We start from the raw sequence: 19,058 nt of genomic DNA, 5'->3' as shown, positions 1-19,058 counted from the left end.
ATTAAAACCCTAAGTTTTGTAACCACTTGTTTAACAAGGCCTCTCGTTTCTCAGCGGTGAAGCGATCGTATTTTCCTAAATTTAAATGAGCTGAAATTTCACCGTCATTCATAAATAAAATTCTTTCAGAGCAAAGGGCCACTTTTGGATCATGGGTGACGAGAAGCAAAGTTGTTCCTTCAGAATTGATTTGTGAAAAAATATCCATGACTTCCTTTGTGGTGCTTGAATTAAGAGCACCTGTGGGCTCATCGGCAAAAAGAATGTTTGGTTCATTCATAAGAGCTCGACAGATAGAGGCTCTTTGGAGCTGTCCTCCTGATACTTCTGATAAATATCTATCAGCTAAATGATCAATATCAAGTTTCTCCATTAGATATTTTGCTCGTTCATTGACTTCTTTTCTCGGCATTTTCTTCGCTAAGTAAGCTGCAGCAATGATGTTATCAAATAGATTGAGGTTTTTTAGTAAGTGGCTGTGTTGAAAGACGAATCCCATCTCTGATAAGCGCAAAGCTGTTAACTGTTTGTCTGTCATTTCTGATAGCAGTTGACCTTTATATTTGATTTCTCCTCTGGAGGATGTCTCTATACCGCTAAGTTGATAAAGCAAAGAGGTTTTTCCGCACCCTGAAGGTCCCATAATGGTGACAAATTCTCCACGTTTAATGGTTAAGTGAATATTTCTAAGAATGGTCTGTTTTTGTCCTTTAAATGAATCAATTTGTAAAGACAATTGTTTCGCTTCAATTAATTGTTCCATGTGAAACATCTCCTTATGAAAGTGTATGACGGCTGATTTTACTAGAAAAAAAGGACTTCAATAACCACGAGATGACAGTTACATTCACCATAAACAGCAGGAGAGGATACACGATCCAAACCCATTTCGGGGCTAACCACTGAAGGCTGGATGCTCCTAATGATGCGCCGCCTGCACTTATCAACGCCGGACCAATAGTATGAACAGCGATTGCTCCAATGAAGGCACCAATAGAGAGAACGACGATAAAACTTGTTAAGTATTGATAGGTTAAATCTTTTTGAGAAAAACCAATCGTCCTTAACAAGTGAGTACGATTTGAATCTTTCGCCCTTAACATGTGCAGAAACATCATTAACATGAGGCTGGCTGTTCCAAAAGCTGCGATGGTTGAAAATAATGCAATCACTTTTACTAGAGATGCGGTGCTTCCTATTGTTTGATGCACATATTCTTTCGTATCTGTCACTTTTGCAGGAGACATATTTGTTTCAAGTGCTGCTTTTTTTCCTGCCATGTCTATTCCTTGTTTTAATTGTATTTGAATGGTTTTCCAAAGGGATGATTGAGGAAAAGGCTGAGATAATGCTTTAGCTGTTTTCCCTCCGTTGGTGACATCTTGATAAATGCCGGTAACCATTTTTTGAACTTGCTGTCCATTTGTGGCGAGAGTGACTTTTTCGCCTATCTTTTTCTGAAGTGAGTCAGCACTTAACACCGATAAAGCAATCTCTTCCTCCTTAAACGGTTCCCTTCCTTGTAAATAGGTGAGAGGGAATGCTGATAGATCACCTGTTTCTAAATAGAGCGTTTCTAGTGTATTCTCCATTGTTTTGGCTTGTAGAGAAGTTGTTTCATAGACGGCAGATGTTTGAATGTCTTGGTCTACGCTAATCATAGACTCTATTTTATTTGTACTTTTCTCTAAATGGTTTCCCTGCCGAATATCAATTCGAAGGTCACTTTTTCCTGAGCCAAGATATGTGACGAAATCGGGTGATTGTAATGTGTACCATAACTGAATCGGCATTAACATTAAAAATGTACAAAGCGCAATAATACAGGTAATTGTTGAATACATCTTTATTCGCGAGAACAGATCTTTCAAACCAAACCAAAAATTGACTGGGAGGAATCTGTTTTTCTGGAGGTGCATAGGAATTTGTTTTTTACGGCTTGGTGAGCTTATGCCGCCTTGAATGGCTTGAGCGGCTGATATTTGACCAAATCTCCTTAGGACAGTATAGCTGAATGAGATGACGATCATTGCCGTCAAAATTGATACCAAAAGCGGGATCACCTGATGATTAAAAGAGAGGCGATTCCCCATATATTGCTGAATATTGGTTGTAAACAAATCACCAAACATGAGTGTCATCAAATATCCTGCTATACACCCTATACAGGCAAGCACAGCATACTTCCCAACGTATAATTTTTTGATTTTTGATAAAGGAATTCCTAGCACTTTTAAGATTCCAATTTCACGTTCATCCTCTTCTATAGCGGCCGTCATAGCGAGACGAAGAGAGAGGAGAGAAATGCTAATGAGCAGAAAGCAGACAAGAAGGAGAATGGCGATCACCATACCATCTGTTAGAGCATTCAGCATGCGAAGCAGGGATAATGTGACAGCAGGCCCCTGTTGTGGAAGCTCAGATGATTGATAGAGTGTTTGAAAAGCATCTGCTTGACTAGCATCATGCAATAAGAATTCAATTAAGTACTCCTTCTTTTGAAACACTTGATTCAGTGTCGCCCAGTCCGCATCATGCAGAAGAAATCTCTTTGAACTGACAAGACTTGGATTCATTTGGGCATCTCGTAAGAACGTTTTGATTTGGAAAGAGAATTGATGAGAGCCTTTTGTAATGAGTAATCTTTCGCCAATCTTTAAATGGTATTTTTGTTGAAAATAAATAGGGACTGCTACTTCTCCTTTATTTACAGTGAGCTTTTCATTTCGTTCGTTTAAAAGAAAATCAAAATAGCGATTTTGTTTTACAAATAAATGATCCATCACACCCGCTTGAGCAGGCTCCTGCCCGAACTTGATGCTGACGTGTTCGATCGGAATCATTGGAACAATTTGATGTGCCTTTACCATCGACTGTTTACTTGAAAATATATCGACCGCTTTTTCATCTAAGCTCCCATCGTGCATTTGGACAAAGTCTGGTGCTTTGGCTGATTGGAGTAAATCAGAAATGGAACCATTCAACTGGACTGTCATTTGCGCAGCGCTTGTTGCTAAAAATGATGTCATCATGATGCAAAGGGTTAAGCCGATTGAAATGAGACGGTGGCGGGTTAGGTCTTTCTTGATAAACGTCAATCTCATGAGGCTGATTCTCCTTCATGTCGAAGCATATTTTTTGTAAGGAAGGCAAGTGCAAACATCAAGGCACTGACGATTAACACGGTCACATACATGCTGGCGGAAAAAGTGTTGAACAAGAACCCGTACATCATTTGACCGAGCGGTGCAGCACATTGAGAGACCATTGTCAGATTGGCCATGACTTTTCCTAATTGAGCATTGGGTGTTTTCTTTTGCACATGTGAGATGACAACGATCGAAATCATGGTGAGCAGCATGGCAATTGGGAGACACCCTGCTAAAAAGAGAAAATAAGCTGGAAATGTACCAAATTGAAGAGCCATCTTGGATGTTGAAAAAGCAACAGGCAGCAAAATGACTGCGATGACGAGCAGCCAGCGATACAAAGTAGGAATGCGCCAATGTTTCGCTACAAGCCCAACTAGTAGCGCGCCTGCGATGACGGCAAACTCAATGATGCCCATTCCTATTCCATACATGATGTCACTGCTTTTCATTGTGACTCTTAAAATAATGGGACCTCCAACGATAAAAAATGGTGTGAGGATGAAATTTAGCAGCGCTGCAAGCAGCATGGCTCTTTTTAAAAATGGCTGGCTTCCGATATAGGAAAATCCTTGTTTCATATCTTTCAAGAGTACTTTGGTCATCGGTTCTGCGAGTGGGCTAGGTGAGAAAGAGATATTTAACCGTAAAAGCATACATGCTGATAGAAAAAATACAATGCTACTAGCACCTATGATGATCTGGCTCCCAATGAGTCCGTATAAAACGCCGCCAATGATAGGAGCGACAACACCTGAAAGGGCCTGCACGCCATTCACGATGCCATTTGCTTGTTCTAATTTTTCTTCTTTCACTAGCTGAGGAATACTCGACATCACAGCAGGAGCATAAAATGTACTCATGACACCAAGGAGAATCATGACGGCTCCAATCATATAAAGCGAATCATGACCTGAAAATAACCAGAAATAAAAAGCCAGAATCATAATGCCAGTAAGAACATCAAATAAAATCATCAAATTTCTTCTGTTAAACCGGTCAGCAATTGCTCCTGCTAATGGCGAAAGGAGGAGCGGGATATTGGATAAAGCAAAAAGCAGGGCATATAAATCAACGCGATGTGTCATATCCAAGACGTGTAAAGATAGAACAAAACGAATCAAGGAAGACCCGAAAACGGAAATAATTTGCCCGAGAACGAGATAGATAAAATGGGTGGAGCCATTTTTGGCTGATAACGACATGAAAATCACTCTCCTTTTAGACCGACCGTCAGTCTATAATGTATGCAGGATTGGTATTGAAGTGACCAATCACTGATTATTGTCTTCCGGTTCTCCAGTTAAACGTTGGAGAAGGAAGGAGAAACTTCCTTTTTCTGCATGTAATGAGGCTTCAAGGATTGCGATAAATGCTAGAGCTCGTTGTATACTTTCCGCTGTGGTCCATTGGAAAAGTCCCTCATCAAAGATAACCTGTGCAGAAGCGAGGAGAAATTCGACAGTTTCTTGTGGGTAATCCGTTTGAAATATCCCTTCTTCTACACCTTGCTGAATGACTTCTGCTAAAACGGGTGATAGCTCTGTAATGGCTTTGATCAAGCTTTTTTGATGCATCTCTGCATTAGCAGGCTGATGAAATTGTTCGATCATGCCTTCTTTATGGCTGCCCTGTTTAGGAGATTGTGCCATGATGATGCGAAATAATTTATCGACCACTGAGATATCTGGATCAGCGGCAATACGCTTTGCCTCGATGATATCTGCTTTTATGATCCGGTCAATGATTGCATCCATCACTTCTTCTTTGGAAGTAAAGTAATAATAGAATGTGCCTTTTGCAATGCCAACGGCTTTGAGGATGTCAATAATTGTGGTTTGCTGATAGCCTTTGGTTGAAAAAAGCTTCTCTGCTGCATTTAAGATGTCATTTTTGCGTTCCTCAGGATGTTTAACGGTTCTCATAAAGCCATCCTTTCTTTTGACTAGACTGTCGGTCGGTCCCTTGATTTGATTAAACACTTTTTGGCGTATCCTTGTCAACGGCTGTTTTTTTAAGCTTTGCATTTATTGTGCAATGACACTATGATACATTGAATGAAAACCCCTTCAGGAGAGATGCTGAATGCAATTTTTAACCAGTGAATTGGCTCAAGAGATGGTTGAACGTACGATGCATATTTTACATCAAAACATCAATGTCATGAATGCAGATGGTGTCATTATTGGGTCTGGTGAACGAAAAAGGATTGGACAAGAACATGATGGAGCACGTCTAGTGCTGTCAAGCGGAGATAGTGTGGAGATTGATCAGGAGACGTCCCGCCGCTTAAAAGGCGTGAGACCTGGAATCAATCTGCCTATTTGCTTTCGGGAACAAGTTGTTGGTGTCATTGGGATTACGGGTGAGCCAGAGGACATTCGTCATCATGCCGAGCTGGTGAAAATGGCAGCTGAGCTCGTATTAGAGCAATCTTTTCTGCTTGAACGCTTCCAGTGGCGGCAGCGAATAGAGAGTGAAATTGTGAATCAGCTCATCTCCGAGTCTGACATGGGTGATCATCAGCTGAAACACCGTGCTGACTGGCTTGGAATGGTTTTAGACAAGCGGCGAATGGCTATTGTTTTTCAGCCGATTCCATCGTCTGAGGACACTGTACACAAAATGATGCATGCCATTCAATACGATAAGAATGCGGATGATTTACTAGGCATGACCTTCCGTCATGAATTGATCCTGTTAAGACAGCCGATATGTGACCATCAATTCAAGCATGTGATCGAACAGCTGCAACAAACAATGGCAGGTGCAGTTGATGGACAAGTGCTAGTGGGTGTAGGAACTGTCGCTGAGGACATGAGTCAATTACCGTTGTCCTTTCAGCATGCGAGAGAGGCCCTGCGGTTAGGAAAGGTGCTCCATCCAGAGGAAAGCATATATGTCTTTGAATCTTATCAGCTTGAAAGCTTGTTTATAAAAGCGAGAGCCGCCAAAGAGGGCAAACGGTGGAGTGATTTTTATCATCCGCTGATACAAGAAATGGAGCTCGTTCAAACGTTAAAGGTTTACATTGAAGAGGGCGGGGATTTACAAAGAATTGTTGATCGTCTATTTATTCACCGTAATACACTGCGATATCGTTTAGATAAAATCCAGGCATTGACCGGAAAAGACCCTCGTCATGTGAAACAGTTGATGGAGCTGTACATAGCACAATTGGACCATCAACTGTCTTAATTGTGCATTTGCACAACTGGATGAAGTAATAAATAAAAGAAGTTCATTTAGATTCACAACTCGATCCCAATGAGTAAACGCTTACAATTAATAAAAGACAATCAGGAGGGATGGAGAATGGGTGGAGATGTGACAGTAAGTACATTGGGCGCATTGACTGCGCTTGTGATCGCTATTGTTCTTATTCTAAAAAAAGTATCACCTGCTTATGGCATGTTGGCAGGCGCATTTATTGGCGGTTTGGTTGGCGGTGTAGATGTTGTGCAGACCGTGAACGTCATGATGGAAGGCGCAAAGGACATGATTCCAGCTGTTCTTCGAATCATGGCGGCAGGTGTACTGGCAGGGGTTTTAATTGAGTCGGGTGCAGCGTTATCTATTGCGGAGGCCATCGTGAAAAAACTTGGAGAGGCGAGGGCACTTTTAGCACTCGCACTTGCAACAATGATTTTAACAACGGTGGGTGTTTTTGTAGATGTAGCAGTCATTACAGTAGCACCAATCGCACTTGCCATTGCCAAGCGTGCAAAACTTTCTAAAACGGGGATTTTACTTGCGATGATTGGAGGAGGGAAGGCGGGGAATATCATGTCACCGAATCCGAATGCCATTGCAGCCTCTGATGCCTTTGGTGTACCGCTTACTTCCCTGATGGCGGCAGGTGTCATACCGGCTATTTTCGGGATAGCCGTCACGTATGTATTAGCCAAAAAGCTTGCGAATAAAGGGACACCTGTTTTGGAAGAGGGAGCTGACCAAGGCGAGGTTCAAGTACCTGGTTTTCTACAAGCACTTATAGGCCCGCTTGTGACCATTCTCTTGTTAGCCTTAAGACCGTTGTTTCAAATAAATATTGATCCAATGATTGCCTTACCAATAGGAGGAATTGTTGGCGCTCTTTTCATGAAAAAAGGGAAGTTTCTCAATGATTATGCGATGTCAGGGCTGCATAAAATGTCAGGTGTAGCGATCATGTTACTAGGTACAGGCACATTAGCTGGAATTGTATCGAATTCTTCCATGAAAGAGGTATTTATTCAAGCGCTTGACGCTTCGGGATTACCTCCTTACTTGCTTGCACCAATGTCTGGAATTTTTATGTCGGCAGCCACAGCTTCGACAACTGCAGGGACGGCAGTTGCAAGTGGTGTATTTAGCGGAACTCTTATTGGTCTTGGTGTATCTGCCCTTTCAGGCGCAGCTATGATTCACGCTGGCGCAACTGTGCTAGACCATATGCCGCACGGAAGCTTTTTCCATGCAACGGCGGGAAGTGTTCAAATGGATATAAAAGAACGGTTGAAATTAATGCCCTTTGAATCGTTAATTGGTTTGACATTAACCGTTGTATCGACCATTATCTTTGGTATTTTCCAGCTGTTCGGCTGAGGACTTAATGAGAAACGAGGGGTTTTTGGATGAAAATTGTGATCGCACCAGATTCATTTAAAGAAAGTTTATCTGCTTATGAGACAGCATGTGCCATTGAACGAGGATTTCGCTCTATTTTGCCACATGCAGAATATATGAAAATCCCAATGGCAGATGGAGGAGAAGGCACAGTTCAATCGTTAGTGGATGCGACAGGCGGAACCATTGTCCAGCAAGTGGTCACGGGCCCGCTTGGCAAACCTGTGGATGCCTTTTTTGGTATGTTGGGAGATGGTCAGACAGCTGTCATAGAGATGGCAGCAGCATCAGGATTACATCTTGTCCCGCCAGAAAAACGGAACCCCTTATTCACGACGTCTAGAGGGACAGGAGAATTAATGCTTGCAGCGCTGGATAAAGGAGCGAAGCATTTAATCATTGGGCTTGGCGGAAGCGCAACAAATGATGGTGGCGTTGGCATGATGCAAGGTTTAGGTGCTTCTTTTCTCGATGAAGCAGGCCAAGACCTCACGCCGGGCGGTGGATCACTGAATCAATTAGCTTCTATTGATCTATCTCGACTGGATCCAAGATTGCGATCAGTCCGTCTGGAAGTGGCGTGTGATGTGGATAATCCTTTAACGGGTGAAAGAGGAGCGTCTGCTGTGTTCGGTCCTCAAAAGGGAGCAGATACAGAAATGGTTCAACTGTTGGACAAGAATTTATCTCATTTTGCACAAGTGGCTAAGCAGCATCTTCATGTCTCCTTTGGTGAGGCGGCAGGTGCAGGAGCGGCAGGAGGAATGGGCGCGAGTTTATTAGGCTTTTTACAGGCTGATCTGCAAAAGGGAATCGATATTGTACTGAAAGCCGTACATTTTGCTGACGTACTAAAGGACGCTGACCTAGTCATTACAGGGGAAGGTCGGATTGATCAGCAGACCATTTACGGCAAAACGCCAATCGGTGTAGCCAAAGCTGCGAAACAATATGGACTCCCTGTCATTGGCATCGCTGGGTCCCTCTCAAAAGACAGTGCAGTCGTACATGATCATGGCATTGATGCACTTTTTAGTATTGTCCCTGGCGTCACGACTCTGGCTGAAGCCATGCATGATGCTAGTGTGCATGTAGAGAGAACAGCGCGGAATATTGCGGCCGTCATGACATTTGGAAGAGATAAGTAAATGATGAAAAATGTTTCCTTTTCTATCACATTTCTTTCTATAGAAATGTGGTAAAATGGTTCTAAATGAAAAAGAAAGTTGGAGGAAACACAAATGTCTAATCTACCGAATTGTCCATCGTGCAGTTCAACCTATACATACGAGGATGGCAGCATGCTTATTTGTCCAGAATGTGCGCATGAATGGTCGCTAGAACAAGAACAAGCGGCAGAGGAACAGCTTGTTGTCAAAGATGCGAATGGAAATCTATTAAGTGATGGTGACACGGTCACTGTGATTAAAGATTTAAAAGTCAAAGGTTCTTCTTCGGTTTTAAAAATAGGGACGAAGGTCAAAGGGATTCGTTTAGTCGAAGGCGATCATAACATTGATTGTAAAATTCCTAGCTTTGGCGCAATGAAGTTAAAATCGGAGTTTGTGAAGAAAGTATAATATATGAAAAGAGGCTGTCGATCATCAGCCTCTTTTTTATTTCGATATTTATAGGTGAAAGGTATAATCTTAAACATCATTTCATACATATGTACCTATTGAAAATCATTCTTTTTTTAAAAAATCAAGCCTCTTTCCTTATAAAAATTCACGCTTTTCTTAACTCTACCTTAAAAAAGGCAGATGATTCTCTAAATTTTGCCTAATCCCCTTCACAACTTTTGGGCATTGCTGTACCATATGGAAGTGTTCTTCTATTTTTGACGGATCATGGTGTTTATCAGGAAATAGATGATAGATGATACTTAGACAAAGAAGGAGAGGTAACGTGACGAACGTTTTAGAACTGCAAAATGTATCTAGGCATATTCGCGGGAAAAAGATTGTTCAAGACTTGAGTTTCTCTGTCCAAGCGGGCGAAGTCTTTGGCTTCTTAGGGCCGAATGGCGCAGGAAAAACGACAACCATTCGCATGATGGTCGGTCTTTCTCCCATTACATCCGGTGACATTCTGATTAATGGTCATAGTATTCAAACCTCATATCAGCATGCCATCCAAGATGTCGGTGCAATTATTGAAAATCCAGAAATGTATAATCATTTAACGGCAAGACAAAACCTTGTTCATTTTGCCAGAATGAATGGAAAAGTGGATGAAGGTCGAATTGATGAACTACTAGAACTAGTTAGTTTGCAGCATGTGAAACATAAGCGTGTCCGTACGTTTTCATTAGGAATGAAGCAGCGTTTGGGGATTGCTCAGGCATTGATACATAAACCGAAACTGCTAATCTTAGATGAGCCGACCAATGGACTAGATCCAGAGGGAATTCGTATGATACGAGATTACTTGAGAAGGCTGGCAAAGGAAGAAGGGCTTGCTGTCATTGTTTCAAGTCATCTCATGTCAGAAATGGAATTGATGTGTGATCGTTTCGCCATTATCCAAAAAGGAAAGCTGATTGCGATTGAGGATCAGCGTGCAGAGACGAAGCAGGATGATTTGGTCAATTATCGAATGAAAGTAGCATCAAGTGAGCTTGAAGAAGCTCAAAAGCTCATTGAAGCATTTGAGGAAGGCATCACAGTTAGAGAAGAGGAGCAGTACTTATTCTTTTCCATCCTAGAAGAGAAGATGCCACAATTGATTCGTCATTTGAGCGAGGCTTCTATTCATTTGTACGAAATCAAAATAGAAAAACAAACCTTAGAAGATAAGTTCTTAAGCTTAACAGGTAAAAAGGAGGCAGACGTATGATTCGCCTCATTCAAAACGAGTGGATGAAAATCAGTTATCGTGTGGGTACTTGGATTATGGTTGGGCTTCTTGTTTTAGGTATGATTGCGACGTTGATTTTTGCTGTTAAGACAAATGACGGAGATCAAGCATCCGGTGATTGGAAAACTGAGTTGCAAGAAATCAATAAAGCAAAGAAGCAAGAATTGAAAGAGGATAATATAAGCTTTTATAAGAGATCCCTTGAAACCGATATAGCGATCAATGAGTATCGAATCAAACATGATTTACCTCCAGCCGATCAATTCGGTAAAAATGCATGGACTTATGTGAAAACAAATGCTAATTTGCTTCAGCTGGTCGGTGTATTTGTGATTATTATTGCAGCCACAATTGTTTCGGCTGAATATAAGCATGGTACAATTAAATTATTACTGATTCGTCCGCCATCCAGGTTGAAGGTTCTTTTGTCTAAATACTTTACCGTTCAACTATATTCACTTTTCTTGATCGCTGTCCTATTTATCTTATCCTTTATCTTAGGTGCGATATTCTTTGGACTAAACCATGATTATGTGTATTTGGCTTATCAAAATGGTGAAGTCATTGAACGGTCTCAGTTTGCAAATATGGTCTCTTATTATTTGGCGCATTGTGCTATGTTTGTTGTATTAGGGACACTTTCTTTTGCCATCTCAACGGTGTTTAGAAGTGAGGCCATTTCCATAGCGATTAGTGTATTAGCCTATGTTGTGGGAGCATCCATCACAAGCATTTTGATGTTCTTCTTTGATTGGGCGAAATATTTATTGTTTGCCAACGATCCTGCACAGTATTTCGCAGAAACACCTACTTTTATCGAAGACATGTCCCTAGGTTTCTCACTAACGGTCCTAGTCATTTATTGGGCTATCTTCTTGGCGGTTGCTTTAATCGTCTTCCAAAAGCGAGAAGTAAAAACAGGTTAATTTAACTTTTTAGGAGGTTTCTATCAATGATTAAGCGTAAAGGTGAAAAAATTATGGGGATTATCAGTATTGTCCTCAACGTAATTGGTGTTGGTTTTGGGGCATTGATGCTCTCTGTGGACCCAGCATTTTATGAAGAAATGAATGAAATTTTACAAGAGGAAGGCAGCGCCTTGCCAGTTGAAACACTCGAGGCATCGGTTCATGCCTTTGGCGTTCAGTTTATGGTTGTTTCCGCAATTGCGGCTGTCTTAGCCCTTGTTGGTGTGATTGTTTTGAAAACAGACCGCCGTGCCGTGCTTTCTGGTATTCTTTTCTTGGTTTCGGCTGTGACTCTTTTAATTGGAACTGTTGGTCTTGCTTTCGTTCCGATGATCTTGTTGCTGATCGTTGGATTGATGTCACTAATTAGAAAACCGAAAACAGACATTCACACGAGTGAATATCCTTCATAATTCAAAGAAAAAGACATGCGCTGGTTTGCGCATGTCTTTCTTTTTTATATGATGCCAATCAGTTTGGCGATGATGAGTAAAACGATACTGAATCCCCACATCCAAAAGAAGGAGTAGCGGATATGTTTCCCCATATCGACCCCTGCAAGACCGATGGCGAGCCATACAGCAGGTGCAAGGGGGCTGACAAAGGTGCCGATGATATTTCCAATCATCATGGCGTATGCTGCAGATGTCCCTGACACACCAACCTCTGATGTAATCGATTCGACAATCGGCAGAAGTGCATAATAATAAGCATCCGTACTTGTCAGCATATCAAGCGGAACCCCAAATATCCCTACAATGATATGTAAAAATGGCAGTAAGAAAGCTGGCAAAATGTGAATACTGTCCACTGCAATCGCCTTCAGCATGCCCGTTCCTTCAAGAATTCCTAAAAAAGAACCTGCGGAGAAAATTACAGCTGCCATCATTAGTGCACTTGGAGCATGCGCCTTAATTCGCTCCATTTGTACATTTACATTTGGAAAGTTAATCAGAAGTGCTAGTGAAAGACCAATCATAAACATATAACTAGCAGGAATCACGTTTAGCACGAGAAGGACAACAACAGCTAAAAATAGAATGAGGTTGACCCACATTAAGTGATAACGCTTTAAAGACGCATCGCCTGTTTCGCTGATCGATTGAATAGCACGATCCCAATCGGCGCCTTCTAATTGGACAGCAGCTACTTCATTTGCCGCGATTTTCACCCGAATTCGTTTTTCTTCTCTTTTTCCTAAAATGAATGCCATTCCTAATACGAGCACGACCCCGATCAGCTGAATGGGAATAAGCGGTACCCACAGTTCAGATGGGTCCATATTTAGGACACTAGCTGCCCGTCCTGTGGGGCCAGCCCATGGAATCATATTTGTTAATCCAGCACTCGTTCCGATTAACAATAGCAATAAATAAGGACTCATATGTAATTTTTTATAAAGCGGAAGCAGTGCAGGTACAGTTAATAAAAAGGTTGTAGCGCCTGCTCCGTCTAAGTGTGCGATGACCCCAATCAAGGCAGTTCCCATCGCAACTGTGACAACATTCCCTTTTGTCAGCTTGATTAACGCTTTAATTACAGGTTCAAAGAACCCTGTATCTTGTAAAATGCCAAAAAATAAAATGGCGAAGATAAACATGGTCGCCACTGGCAAAACTTTGATAATCCCTTGTTCAAAGAAAGTTTGAATGTCATTGATACCAAATCCTGCGATGAGTGCCCCTATTAAAGGCACCATGACCATGGCGACAATTGGACTTGCTTTCCCCCAAATCAGCAAAACAACAATCGTTAAAATAATCAACAATCCAACAAACGTTAACATAAGCCCCTCCCCCTACAATAAACCGTTTACATTTGTTTGTTTTTTTACCAATGCAATCCCACATTTGCATTGAAAAAAAGAGTATCAAAAATATGAGTATTAGGCAACCGCTTTCATACCTATACAATGGTAAAAAAGGATGGTGGGGCCAATCATGGTGCGGTGTTCAATATGTCAAAAAATTTAGATAAAAAATAATACTTCTATTGATAATCTACTGCCTGGAGATGTTTTATAGGTATTTAGATTCACTTGAAAGTAAAAAGCGTCCTGTGGATGGACGCTTCTTTCACACTATTTTTTCAAAATAACATATTCGTAAGGATTCAGTTGTAACCGTTGAGATGTATGCTGTCCAGTCAGCATATTTTCATAGCTTTCCGCTGAATCTAGTGAAATGTTCTGTTGCTGTTCTGTAAAATTCATCATAAACACAAAGTCCTGCGATCCATCTGTTCGTTTCTGGACACTGACGCCCTCTGGAATCGAAGAGGATAGGATCGGTTGGATGCCTATTCCTGTGATGAGATCTTCGTAAAAATCATCATAAAACGCTTGTTCATTTTCAGAAGCCATATAGTATGCTTTCCCTTTGCCAAATGGACGAACAGTAAGGGCGGGCTGTCCTTCATAGCAGCCATTCTCAAAATGCCCTAACACAGAGGCTGATTCTGGGTGAATGGATTCGCAATATTGCCCGACATGATAAGTGCGTCCATTTCCTGTGGTCATTAAGACGTGTTCATCTGGCATTAATGTGTTGATCTCTTCCGCCCAAACACCAAGTACTTGGCGGAGAGGGCCAGGGAAACCACCGAGGAAACAGAGGTCGTTTTCATCGACCATGCCGCTCCAGTATGTTGCCACAAAAATGCCGCCCTCTTTGACAAATGCTTCGATTTTTTCTGCCACGCCTGGTTTGATCATGTAGAGCATTGGCCCCACAAGCACTCGATAGGATGAGAAATCCTTTTCCATCCCGACAATATCAACAGGGATGCCCTTTTTCCAGAAACTGCGATAGTGAGTTTGGCAAGCCTCTACATAGCGTTTGTTGGTATTATTTAAGCCTTGCGCATCATCAATTGCCCAATGGTTTTCCCAATCATATATGATGGCTACTTCTGGTTGAACGGATGTACCTGCAATCGGCTGAAGCTGCTCCAGCTGTTTTCCTAAATCAGCGACTTCTTGAAACACACGCGTGTGTTCATGTCCTGAATGATCCACAACAGCGCCGTGGAATTTTTCAGAGGCGCCTCGGCCTTGTCTCCACTGGAAATAAAGGACGGAGTCGGACCCGTGGGCAATCGCTTGCATGGCAGAGAGGTGTGCCATTCCTTTATGCTTCACCTTATTCACTTCATGCCAGTTCACGAGGCTTGGTGTGCTTTCCATCACAAGAAACGGCTGACCGCCCTTTAATGAACGATACAAATCGTGAACGAAGGCGACGTTTGACGCTAATTCTGCAGTGGTTTCTCTGCCGCTATGCCATGCTGGATAGCTATCCCATGAGATCACGTCGACTTCTTTTGCAAATTGATGATAATCCAGTCCAAGGAATGGACGCATATGCGGATAGTCGCCCATAAAATTGGTGGTTACTGGTACATGAGGTGTTAATTCTCGTAGCGGTTCAATTTCATTTTGATAAAAATTGATCGTTTGCGCTGTAACAAAACGCTTCCAGTCTAGGTTCATGCCATGAATCATGTGCTCCCCGTGCGGTGCAGGTGACTCGATTTGTGACCAATCGGTAAAGGTGTGGCTCCAAAATCCCGTCCACCATGCTTGATTCAAAGCTTCAAGGTCATGGTTGTATTTGTCTTTCAAATAGTCTCTAAATGCTTCTTGGCAAAGATCACAATGACATTCACCGCCGTATTCATTTGAAATGTGCCACATAATCAGCGCTGGATGGTCCTTGTAGCGTTCAGCAAGCAAACGATTGAGTGTATTCGTTTTTTCTCGATAAACCGGTGAGGTGAAGCAATGATTATGGCGAAGTCCGTGTAAGTTGCGCTGGCGGTTTGCTTCAACGCGTAAGACTTCTGGATATGTTTGCGAGAGCCAAGCAGGTCTTGCTCCGCTTGGCGTGGCGAGAATGGCGTGAGCTCCCTGCGCTGCCAAGCGGTCCATGATATCATCCAGCCAGGCAAAATCATATTCCCCTTCTTTTGGCTCGAGCTTGCTCCAAGCGAAAATGTTGATAGAGAATGTTTGACAGTGTGCAAGCTTCATTAATCGAAAATCTTCGTCAATGATCTCCGGCATATGAAGCCATTGATCAGGATTATAGTCGCCACCATGCAAAAAGCCTTTCACATTTGGGTGAACGAGTGGGTAACGCTTTCCCATTTTGTCACGTCCTATCTGTTTAATTACGGTGTCATTTGTTTAAATACATCAAGAGAAGGCAGGGCTTTTCCGTTGAAATCGAACATGGCCTGATTTTCCCAAGCATTCCCGACTGTGCCGGTTGTTTGAATATAAGCGAGCCCGTATTGACTAGACCACGGAGCACCTTTTGCTGGAATCCAAAGCGGCTCCCAATAAAAGAACCCTTTACCGCGATTGTTTTTCACTTGTGAAATTTTTTCTGATAGATCTCGTATAAAAGATGCCTGCCCCTGTGGTGATGCTGGATAACCGGCCGTATTGACTGAATCTTGGTTAAATGAGTTATCGAGATTGTCACCATTTGCTGTTGTAAAGCCGTAGGCGGTTTCTACCACGATGACATCTTTGTTATAGCGGGCGCTAATATCATTCATGTTGTTAGTAAGACCGCTAAATCCCCCGTCCCAATACGGGTAGTAAGATAAACCGATCGTATCGAACGAAACGCCTCGTTTGGTGATTTCATCAAACCACCAGCGAGATGCACCATTGTCCCCTCCATGTGCAAGATGAAGCATGACTTTGATGTTTGAATCGACAGAGCGGACAGCATTTGTTCCCGCTTTTAGCAAAGCAGCGAGCCGGTCAAATTCACCGCCGCCTTCACCCCAGCTCTTTCCGTTGGGCCAAAGCATACCTGAATTCAATTCATTCCCGACCTGTACCATATTTGGCAGGGCGTTTTGTGCTTTCATCGCTTTGAGCACATCGTTTGTGTAAGTGCCAACCGCTTTTTCTAAATCGCTTTGGGAGAGATTGGTCCAAGCTTTCGGTTTGAACTGTTTACCGGGATCGGTCCAGAAATCACTGTAGTGAAAATCAAGCAGCACTTTCATGTTTTGTGCTTTTGCACGTTTCGATAGAGCAATGGCGGTATTTAAATCGTTAGTCCCGCCGTTATAGGCACGGCCTTGGTTGTCGTATGGATGGTTCCAGAGTCTGATGCGCACATAGTTGACACCTTTCTCTTTTAATAGCTTGAGCGGATCAACCTGCTGCCAGTTTTGGTTGTAGTATTTGCCGCCGCTTCGCTCCACTTCTGCGAGCATGGAGATATCGGCTCCTTTGATGAAATCACCTTGCAATCCATTGATCGGTTTCACCGAAATCGTATCAGCCTTTGCTTCAGGCAGAATACCTAACCCCATCAGAAAGAAAACGACAACAGTGACAAGCAACCATTTCTTCATCAAATCTCCCCTTATCCTTTTGTCCCGCCTTGTGTGAGGCCGGATACAAATTGTTTTTGTAAAACAAGAAACAATAAAGCAACTGGAATCGCAATGAGTAAAGCCCCGGCTGCAAAGGTCGTGTAGCTGGCACCCATTTTGTCTGATACAAGATTGTATAGACCAATTGGGAGCGTATACATTTCGGGTGAGCGGACAATGACACTGGATATGATGAAATCACCCAGTGGTCCTGTAAATGAGTTGATGGCAACAACGGCTAAAATCGGCTTGGCAAGCGGCATAATAATTTGGATGAAAATCCTGAAATGCCCTGCGCCATCCATTCTGGCTGATTCATCGAGATCCTTTGGAATCGCATCAAGATAGCCTTTCATTAAATACGTATTCATCGGAATTTGTCCCCCTGCATAAATCAAAATCAATGCGAGGTGGCTGTTAATGAGTCCAAGCATTTGTGCCAATACAAAAATGGCAATCAGCGCTGAAAATTGAGGAATCATTTGTAGCAGCAAAAAGAGCATCAGCCCATTTTTCCGTCCTTTGAATCGGAACCTAGAAAAGGCATAACCTGTAAAGCTGACAAGGATCAACGTTAAGAGCATAGTCGCAATACTGATTTTCATTGAGTTCCAATACCATTTTGCATAAAGTGCTCCCTGACCGAAGAAGAGTTCTGTAAAGTGGCTGAACGTTGGATTCTTCGGAAACATGCTTGTGCTCATCAGGCTATTCCCAGGATTAAAGGAAGCGCCGATCGTCCAAAGGAGTGGATATAGAATACATACGGAGGCGATGAAAAGGATGAAATAAGTGATACTCAGACGAATGAGCTTATTTTGTTTTGATCCCATATCACATCATGTCCTCCTCTTTGAATGAATTCGTTCTCTTAAACTGCCAAAGTGCAATGGCAATGACGAAGATTGACAGTAAGATCGTAACAGCGGCAGCGAGTGCATATTGAGAAGACTGCATCGTCAGTTTGTAAATCCAAGAAACCAAGATGTCCGTTCCCCCAGCAGTTGAGCCAGCCACAGGCGGTCCTCCGCCATTAAATAAGTAGATGATATTAAAGTTGTTAAAGTTAAACGTATATTGCGTGATTAATATAGGTGCAATTGAATAGAGGACAAGCGGTAATGTAATGGAACGGAATTTCTGAAAGAAATTTGCCCCATCAATGGTTGCAGCCTCGTATAAATCTTCAGGAATGGCCTGCAAAACGCCAGTTGTCATAATGAACACAAAAGGAAAACCAAGCCAAGTCTGCATCGCAATAAGAGCGATTTTGCTCCAAAATGGATCTGTCAGCCATGGTTTTGGATCAATTCCAATCGATGCAAAAAGGGTATTGTTAATCGCACCAAACGTGTCGTTAAACAATCCAGCAAACACCAAAATGGTCACAAATCCTGGAACAGCCCACGGCAGAATCAAAATCGTTCTGAAAAACCGTTTTCCTTTTAAATCTTTTTGATTGAGCAGAACCGCTAGGAAAATGCCGACAGCACATTGAAGGGTCGATGCAGCCAACGTCCATACGACCGTCCAGCCTAGTACATCAATGAATGTGTCTCTCCAAATATCGATTGAAAAGATATTTTGAAAGTTTTTGATGCCTACCCAATCAATGAGATTGGCAGGAGGCGAGTGGTATAAATCATAGTTTGTAAAGGCCAGCGCAAAGCTGAACATAATAGGAAAGACAACAGAGAATAGAAGTAAAAAGAAAGCAGGAGTGCTCATTAAATAAGGAAAGCCTTGGTCGATGAGCTGATGGTATTGAGCACGGATGGAATGAAGCGGAACCCCTTGATCACGTTTCTTTCCGTTCATAAATGCATCTCGTATCATGAGTACATAAAAACCGATGCCAAATCCAGCTGTTAAAAGTGCAATAATTCCTTTTGCTAAAAGGAAAACAGAGTTGTCACGAGGCAGCATCGTACCAAGTGTGAACAGCCCCCAGAAGCCAATATTGAATAAATCATAAAACACTACTAGAAAAGAAACGCCAAACAGGAAAAAGAGTGCCCCTTTGCCATACTGTTTGTTGTATATTTGCCCCATCCCGGGTATAAGAGAGAACATT

General features: G+C 42.3%; 16 protein-coding genes. 7 read left to right on the top strand and 9 right to left on the bottom strand.

Annotated features, from left to right (window positions below):
- Position 1: 1 nt before the first annotated feature.
- The 4 genes from LCD34_RS09785 to LCD34_RS09770 all read right to left on the bottom strand — a co-directional run bounded on the left by LCD34_RS09785 (position 2) and on the right by LCD34_RS09770 (position 5,074).
- Positions 2-763, bottom strand: coding sequence for an ABC transporter ATP-binding protein (locus tag LCD34_RS09785; protein WP_046527532.1), 762 nt, complete (start codon positions 761-763; stop codon positions 2-4).
- Between the two features lie 13 nt (positions 764-776).
- Positions 777-3,104, bottom strand: a complete 2,328-nt coding sequence (locus tag LCD34_RS09780; protein ID WP_052320575.1) for an FtsX-like permease family protein — start codon at positions 3,102-3,104, stop codon at positions 777-779.
- Complete coding sequence (locus LCD34_RS09775) at positions 3,101-4,354, bottom strand: MFS transporter (protein ID WP_206115874.1); 1,254 nt, start codon at positions 4,352-4,354, stop codon at positions 3,101-3,103. The genes LCD34_RS09780 and LCD34_RS09775 overlap by 4 nt, the downstream gene beginning before the upstream one ends.
- A gap of 69 nt (positions 4,355-4,423) precedes the next feature.
- A complete protein-coding gene (locus LCD34_RS09770; protein WP_008347371.1) occupies positions 4,424-5,074 on the bottom strand; it encodes a TetR/AcrR family transcriptional regulator in 651 nt (216 codons plus the stop codon).
- Positions 5,075-5,234: 160 nt separating this feature from the next.
- Here LCD34_RS09770 and LCD34_RS09765 point away from each other — a divergent pair, with 160 nt between their 5' ends.
- The 7 genes from LCD34_RS09765 to LCD34_RS09735 all read left to right on the top strand — a co-directional run bounded on the left by LCD34_RS09765 (position 5,235) and on the right by LCD34_RS09735 (position 11,997).
- Entirely contained in the window at positions 5,235-6,347 is a 1,113-nt protein-coding gene (locus LCD34_RS09765) for a CdaR family transcriptional regulator (RefSeq protein ID WP_007497295.1), read from the top strand.
- A 117-nt stretch (positions 6,348-6,464) separates the two neighbouring features.
- Positions 6,465-7,736 (top strand): GntP family permease, encoded by a 1,272-nt coding sequence (locus LCD34_RS09760; RefSeq protein ID WP_224558854.1) that lies wholly within the window; start codon positions 6,465-6,467, stop codon positions 7,734-7,736.
- A gap of 29 nt (positions 7,737-7,765) precedes the next feature.
- Positions 7,766-8,905, top strand: coding sequence for a glycerate kinase (locus LCD34_RS09755; protein WP_224558853.1), 1,140 nt, complete (start codon positions 7,766-7,768; stop codon positions 8,903-8,905).
- 93 nt (positions 8,906-8,998) lie between these two features.
- Positions 8,999-9,337: a zinc ribbon domain-containing protein YjdM gene (locus tag LCD34_RS09750; protein ID WP_017359922.1), complete on the top strand. Its 339-nt coding sequence runs from the start codon at positions 8,999-9,001 to the stop codon at positions 9,335-9,337.
- A 328-nt stretch (positions 9,338-9,665) separates the two neighbouring features.
- Positions 9,666-10,595, top strand: coding sequence for an ABC transporter ATP-binding protein (locus LCD34_RS09745; protein WP_008347360.1), 930 nt, complete (start codon positions 9,666-9,668; stop codon positions 10,593-10,595).
- Positions 10,592-11,542 carry an ABC transporter permease subunit gene (locus LCD34_RS09740; RefSeq protein ID WP_224558852.1) on the top strand — a complete coding sequence of 317 codons (951 nt, stop codon included), beginning with the start codon at positions 10,592-10,594 and terminating at the stop codon, positions 11,540-11,542. The genes LCD34_RS09745 and LCD34_RS09740 overlap by 4 nt, the downstream gene beginning before the upstream one ends.
- Before the next feature lie 26 nt (positions 11,543-11,568).
- A complete protein-coding gene (locus tag LCD34_RS09735) occupies positions 11,569-11,997 on the top strand; it encodes a DUF4064 domain-containing protein (RefSeq protein ID WP_007497283.1) in 429 nt (142 codons plus the stop codon).
- A 44-nt stretch (positions 11,998-12,041) separates the two neighbouring features.
- On the opposite strand, the gene LCD34_RS09730 is transcribed toward LCD34_RS09735, so the two are convergent.
- The 5 genes from LCD34_RS09730 to LCD34_RS09710 form a co-directional block, all read right to left on the bottom strand.
- On the bottom strand, positions 12,042-13,370 hold the full coding sequence (locus LCD34_RS09730; protein WP_046344821.1) for a CitMHS family transporter: 1,329 nt from the start codon (positions 13,368-13,370) through the stop codon (positions 12,042-12,044).
- A 294-nt stretch (positions 13,371-13,664) separates the two neighbouring features.
- Positions 13,665-15,731 (bottom strand): beta-galactosidase, encoded by a 2,067-nt coding sequence (locus LCD34_RS09725; protein WP_224558851.1) that lies wholly within the window; start codon positions 15,729-15,731, stop codon positions 13,665-13,667.
- A 23-nt stretch (positions 15,732-15,754) separates the two neighbouring features.
- Positions 15,755-16,963 (bottom strand): arabinogalactan endo-beta-1,4-galactanase, encoded by a 1,209-nt coding sequence (locus tag LCD34_RS09720; protein WP_025208263.1) that lies wholly within the window; start codon positions 16,961-16,963, stop codon positions 15,755-15,757.
- Between the two features lie 11 nt (positions 16,964-16,974).
- Positions 16,975-17,817: a sugar ABC transporter permease gene (locus tag LCD34_RS09715; RefSeq protein ID WP_007497274.1), complete on the bottom strand. Its 843-nt coding sequence runs from the start codon at positions 17,815-17,817 to the stop codon at positions 16,975-16,977.
- 1 nt (position 17,818) lies between these two features.
- Positions 17,819-19,057, bottom strand: a complete 1,239-nt coding sequence (locus LCD34_RS09710; protein ID WP_007497272.1) for a carbohydrate ABC transporter permease — start codon at positions 19,055-19,057, stop codon at positions 17,819-17,821.
- Position 19,058: the final 1 nt, after the last annotated feature.

Source organism: Bacillus sp. RAR_M1_44 (genome assembly GCF_020165935.1).
Lineage (GTDB): Bacteria > Bacillota > Bacilli > Bacillales > Bacillaceae > Bacillus > Bacillus altitudinis.
This window is presented reverse-complemented; position numbering and strand designations above follow the sequence as displayed.

Bases quoted from the DNA above. Each gene is read 5' to 3' on its own strand.
- LCD34_RS09725 (WP_224558851.1), bottom strand. From the start codon at position 15,731: ATGGGAAAGCGTTACCCACTCGTTCACCCAAATGTGAAAGGCTTTTTG.
- LCD34_RS09735 (WP_007497283.1), top strand. From the start codon at position 11,569: ATGATTAAGCGTAAAGGTGAAAAAATTATGGGGATTATCAGTATTGTC.
- LCD34_RS09720 (WP_025208263.1), bottom strand. From the start codon at position 16,963: ATGAAGAAATGGTTGCTTGTCACTGTTGTCGTTTTCTTTCTGATGGGG.
- LCD34_RS09780 (WP_052320575.1), bottom strand. From the start codon at position 3,104: ATGAGATTGACGTTTATCAAGAAAGACCTAACCCGCCACCGTCTCATT.
- LCD34_RS09715 (WP_007497274.1), bottom strand. From the start codon at position 17,817: ATGGGATCAAAACAAAATAAGCTCATTCGTCTGAGTATCACTTATTTC.
- LCD34_RS09740 (WP_224558852.1), top strand. From the start codon at position 10,592: ATGATTCGCCTCATTCAAAACGAGTGGATGAAAATCAGTTATCGTGTG.
- LCD34_RS09730 (WP_046344821.1), bottom strand. From the start codon at position 13,370: ATGTTAACGTTTGTTGGATTGTTGATTATTTTAACGATTGTTGTTTTG.
- LCD34_RS09710 (WP_007497272.1), bottom strand. From the start codon at position 19,057: ATGTTCTCTCTTATACCCGGGATGGGGCAAATATACAACAAACAGTAT.
- LCD34_RS09755 (WP_224558853.1), top strand. From the start codon at position 7,766: ATGAAAATTGTGATCGCACCAGATTCATTTAAAGAAAGTTTATCTGCT.
- LCD34_RS09785 (WP_046527532.1), bottom strand. From the start codon at position 763: ATGGAACAATTAATTGAAGCGAAACAATTGTCTTTACAAATTGATTCA.
- LCD34_RS09770 (WP_008347371.1), bottom strand. From the start codon at position 5,074: ATGAGAACCGTTAAACATCCTGAGGAACGCAAAAATGACATCTTAAAT.
- LCD34_RS09760 (WP_224558854.1), top strand. From the start codon at position 6,465: ATGGGTGGAGATGTGACAGTAAGTACATTGGGCGCATTGACTGCGCTT.
- LCD34_RS09750 (WP_017359922.1), top strand. From the start codon at position 8,999: ATGTCTAATCTACCGAATTGTCCATCGTGCAGTTCAACCTATACATAC.
- LCD34_RS09775 (WP_206115874.1), bottom strand. From the start codon at position 4,354: ATGTCGTTATCAGCCAAAAATGGCTCCACCCATTTTATCTATCTCGTT.
- LCD34_RS09765 (WP_007497295.1), top strand. From the start codon at position 5,235: ATGCAATTTTTAACCAGTGAATTGGCTCAAGAGATGGTTGAACGTACG.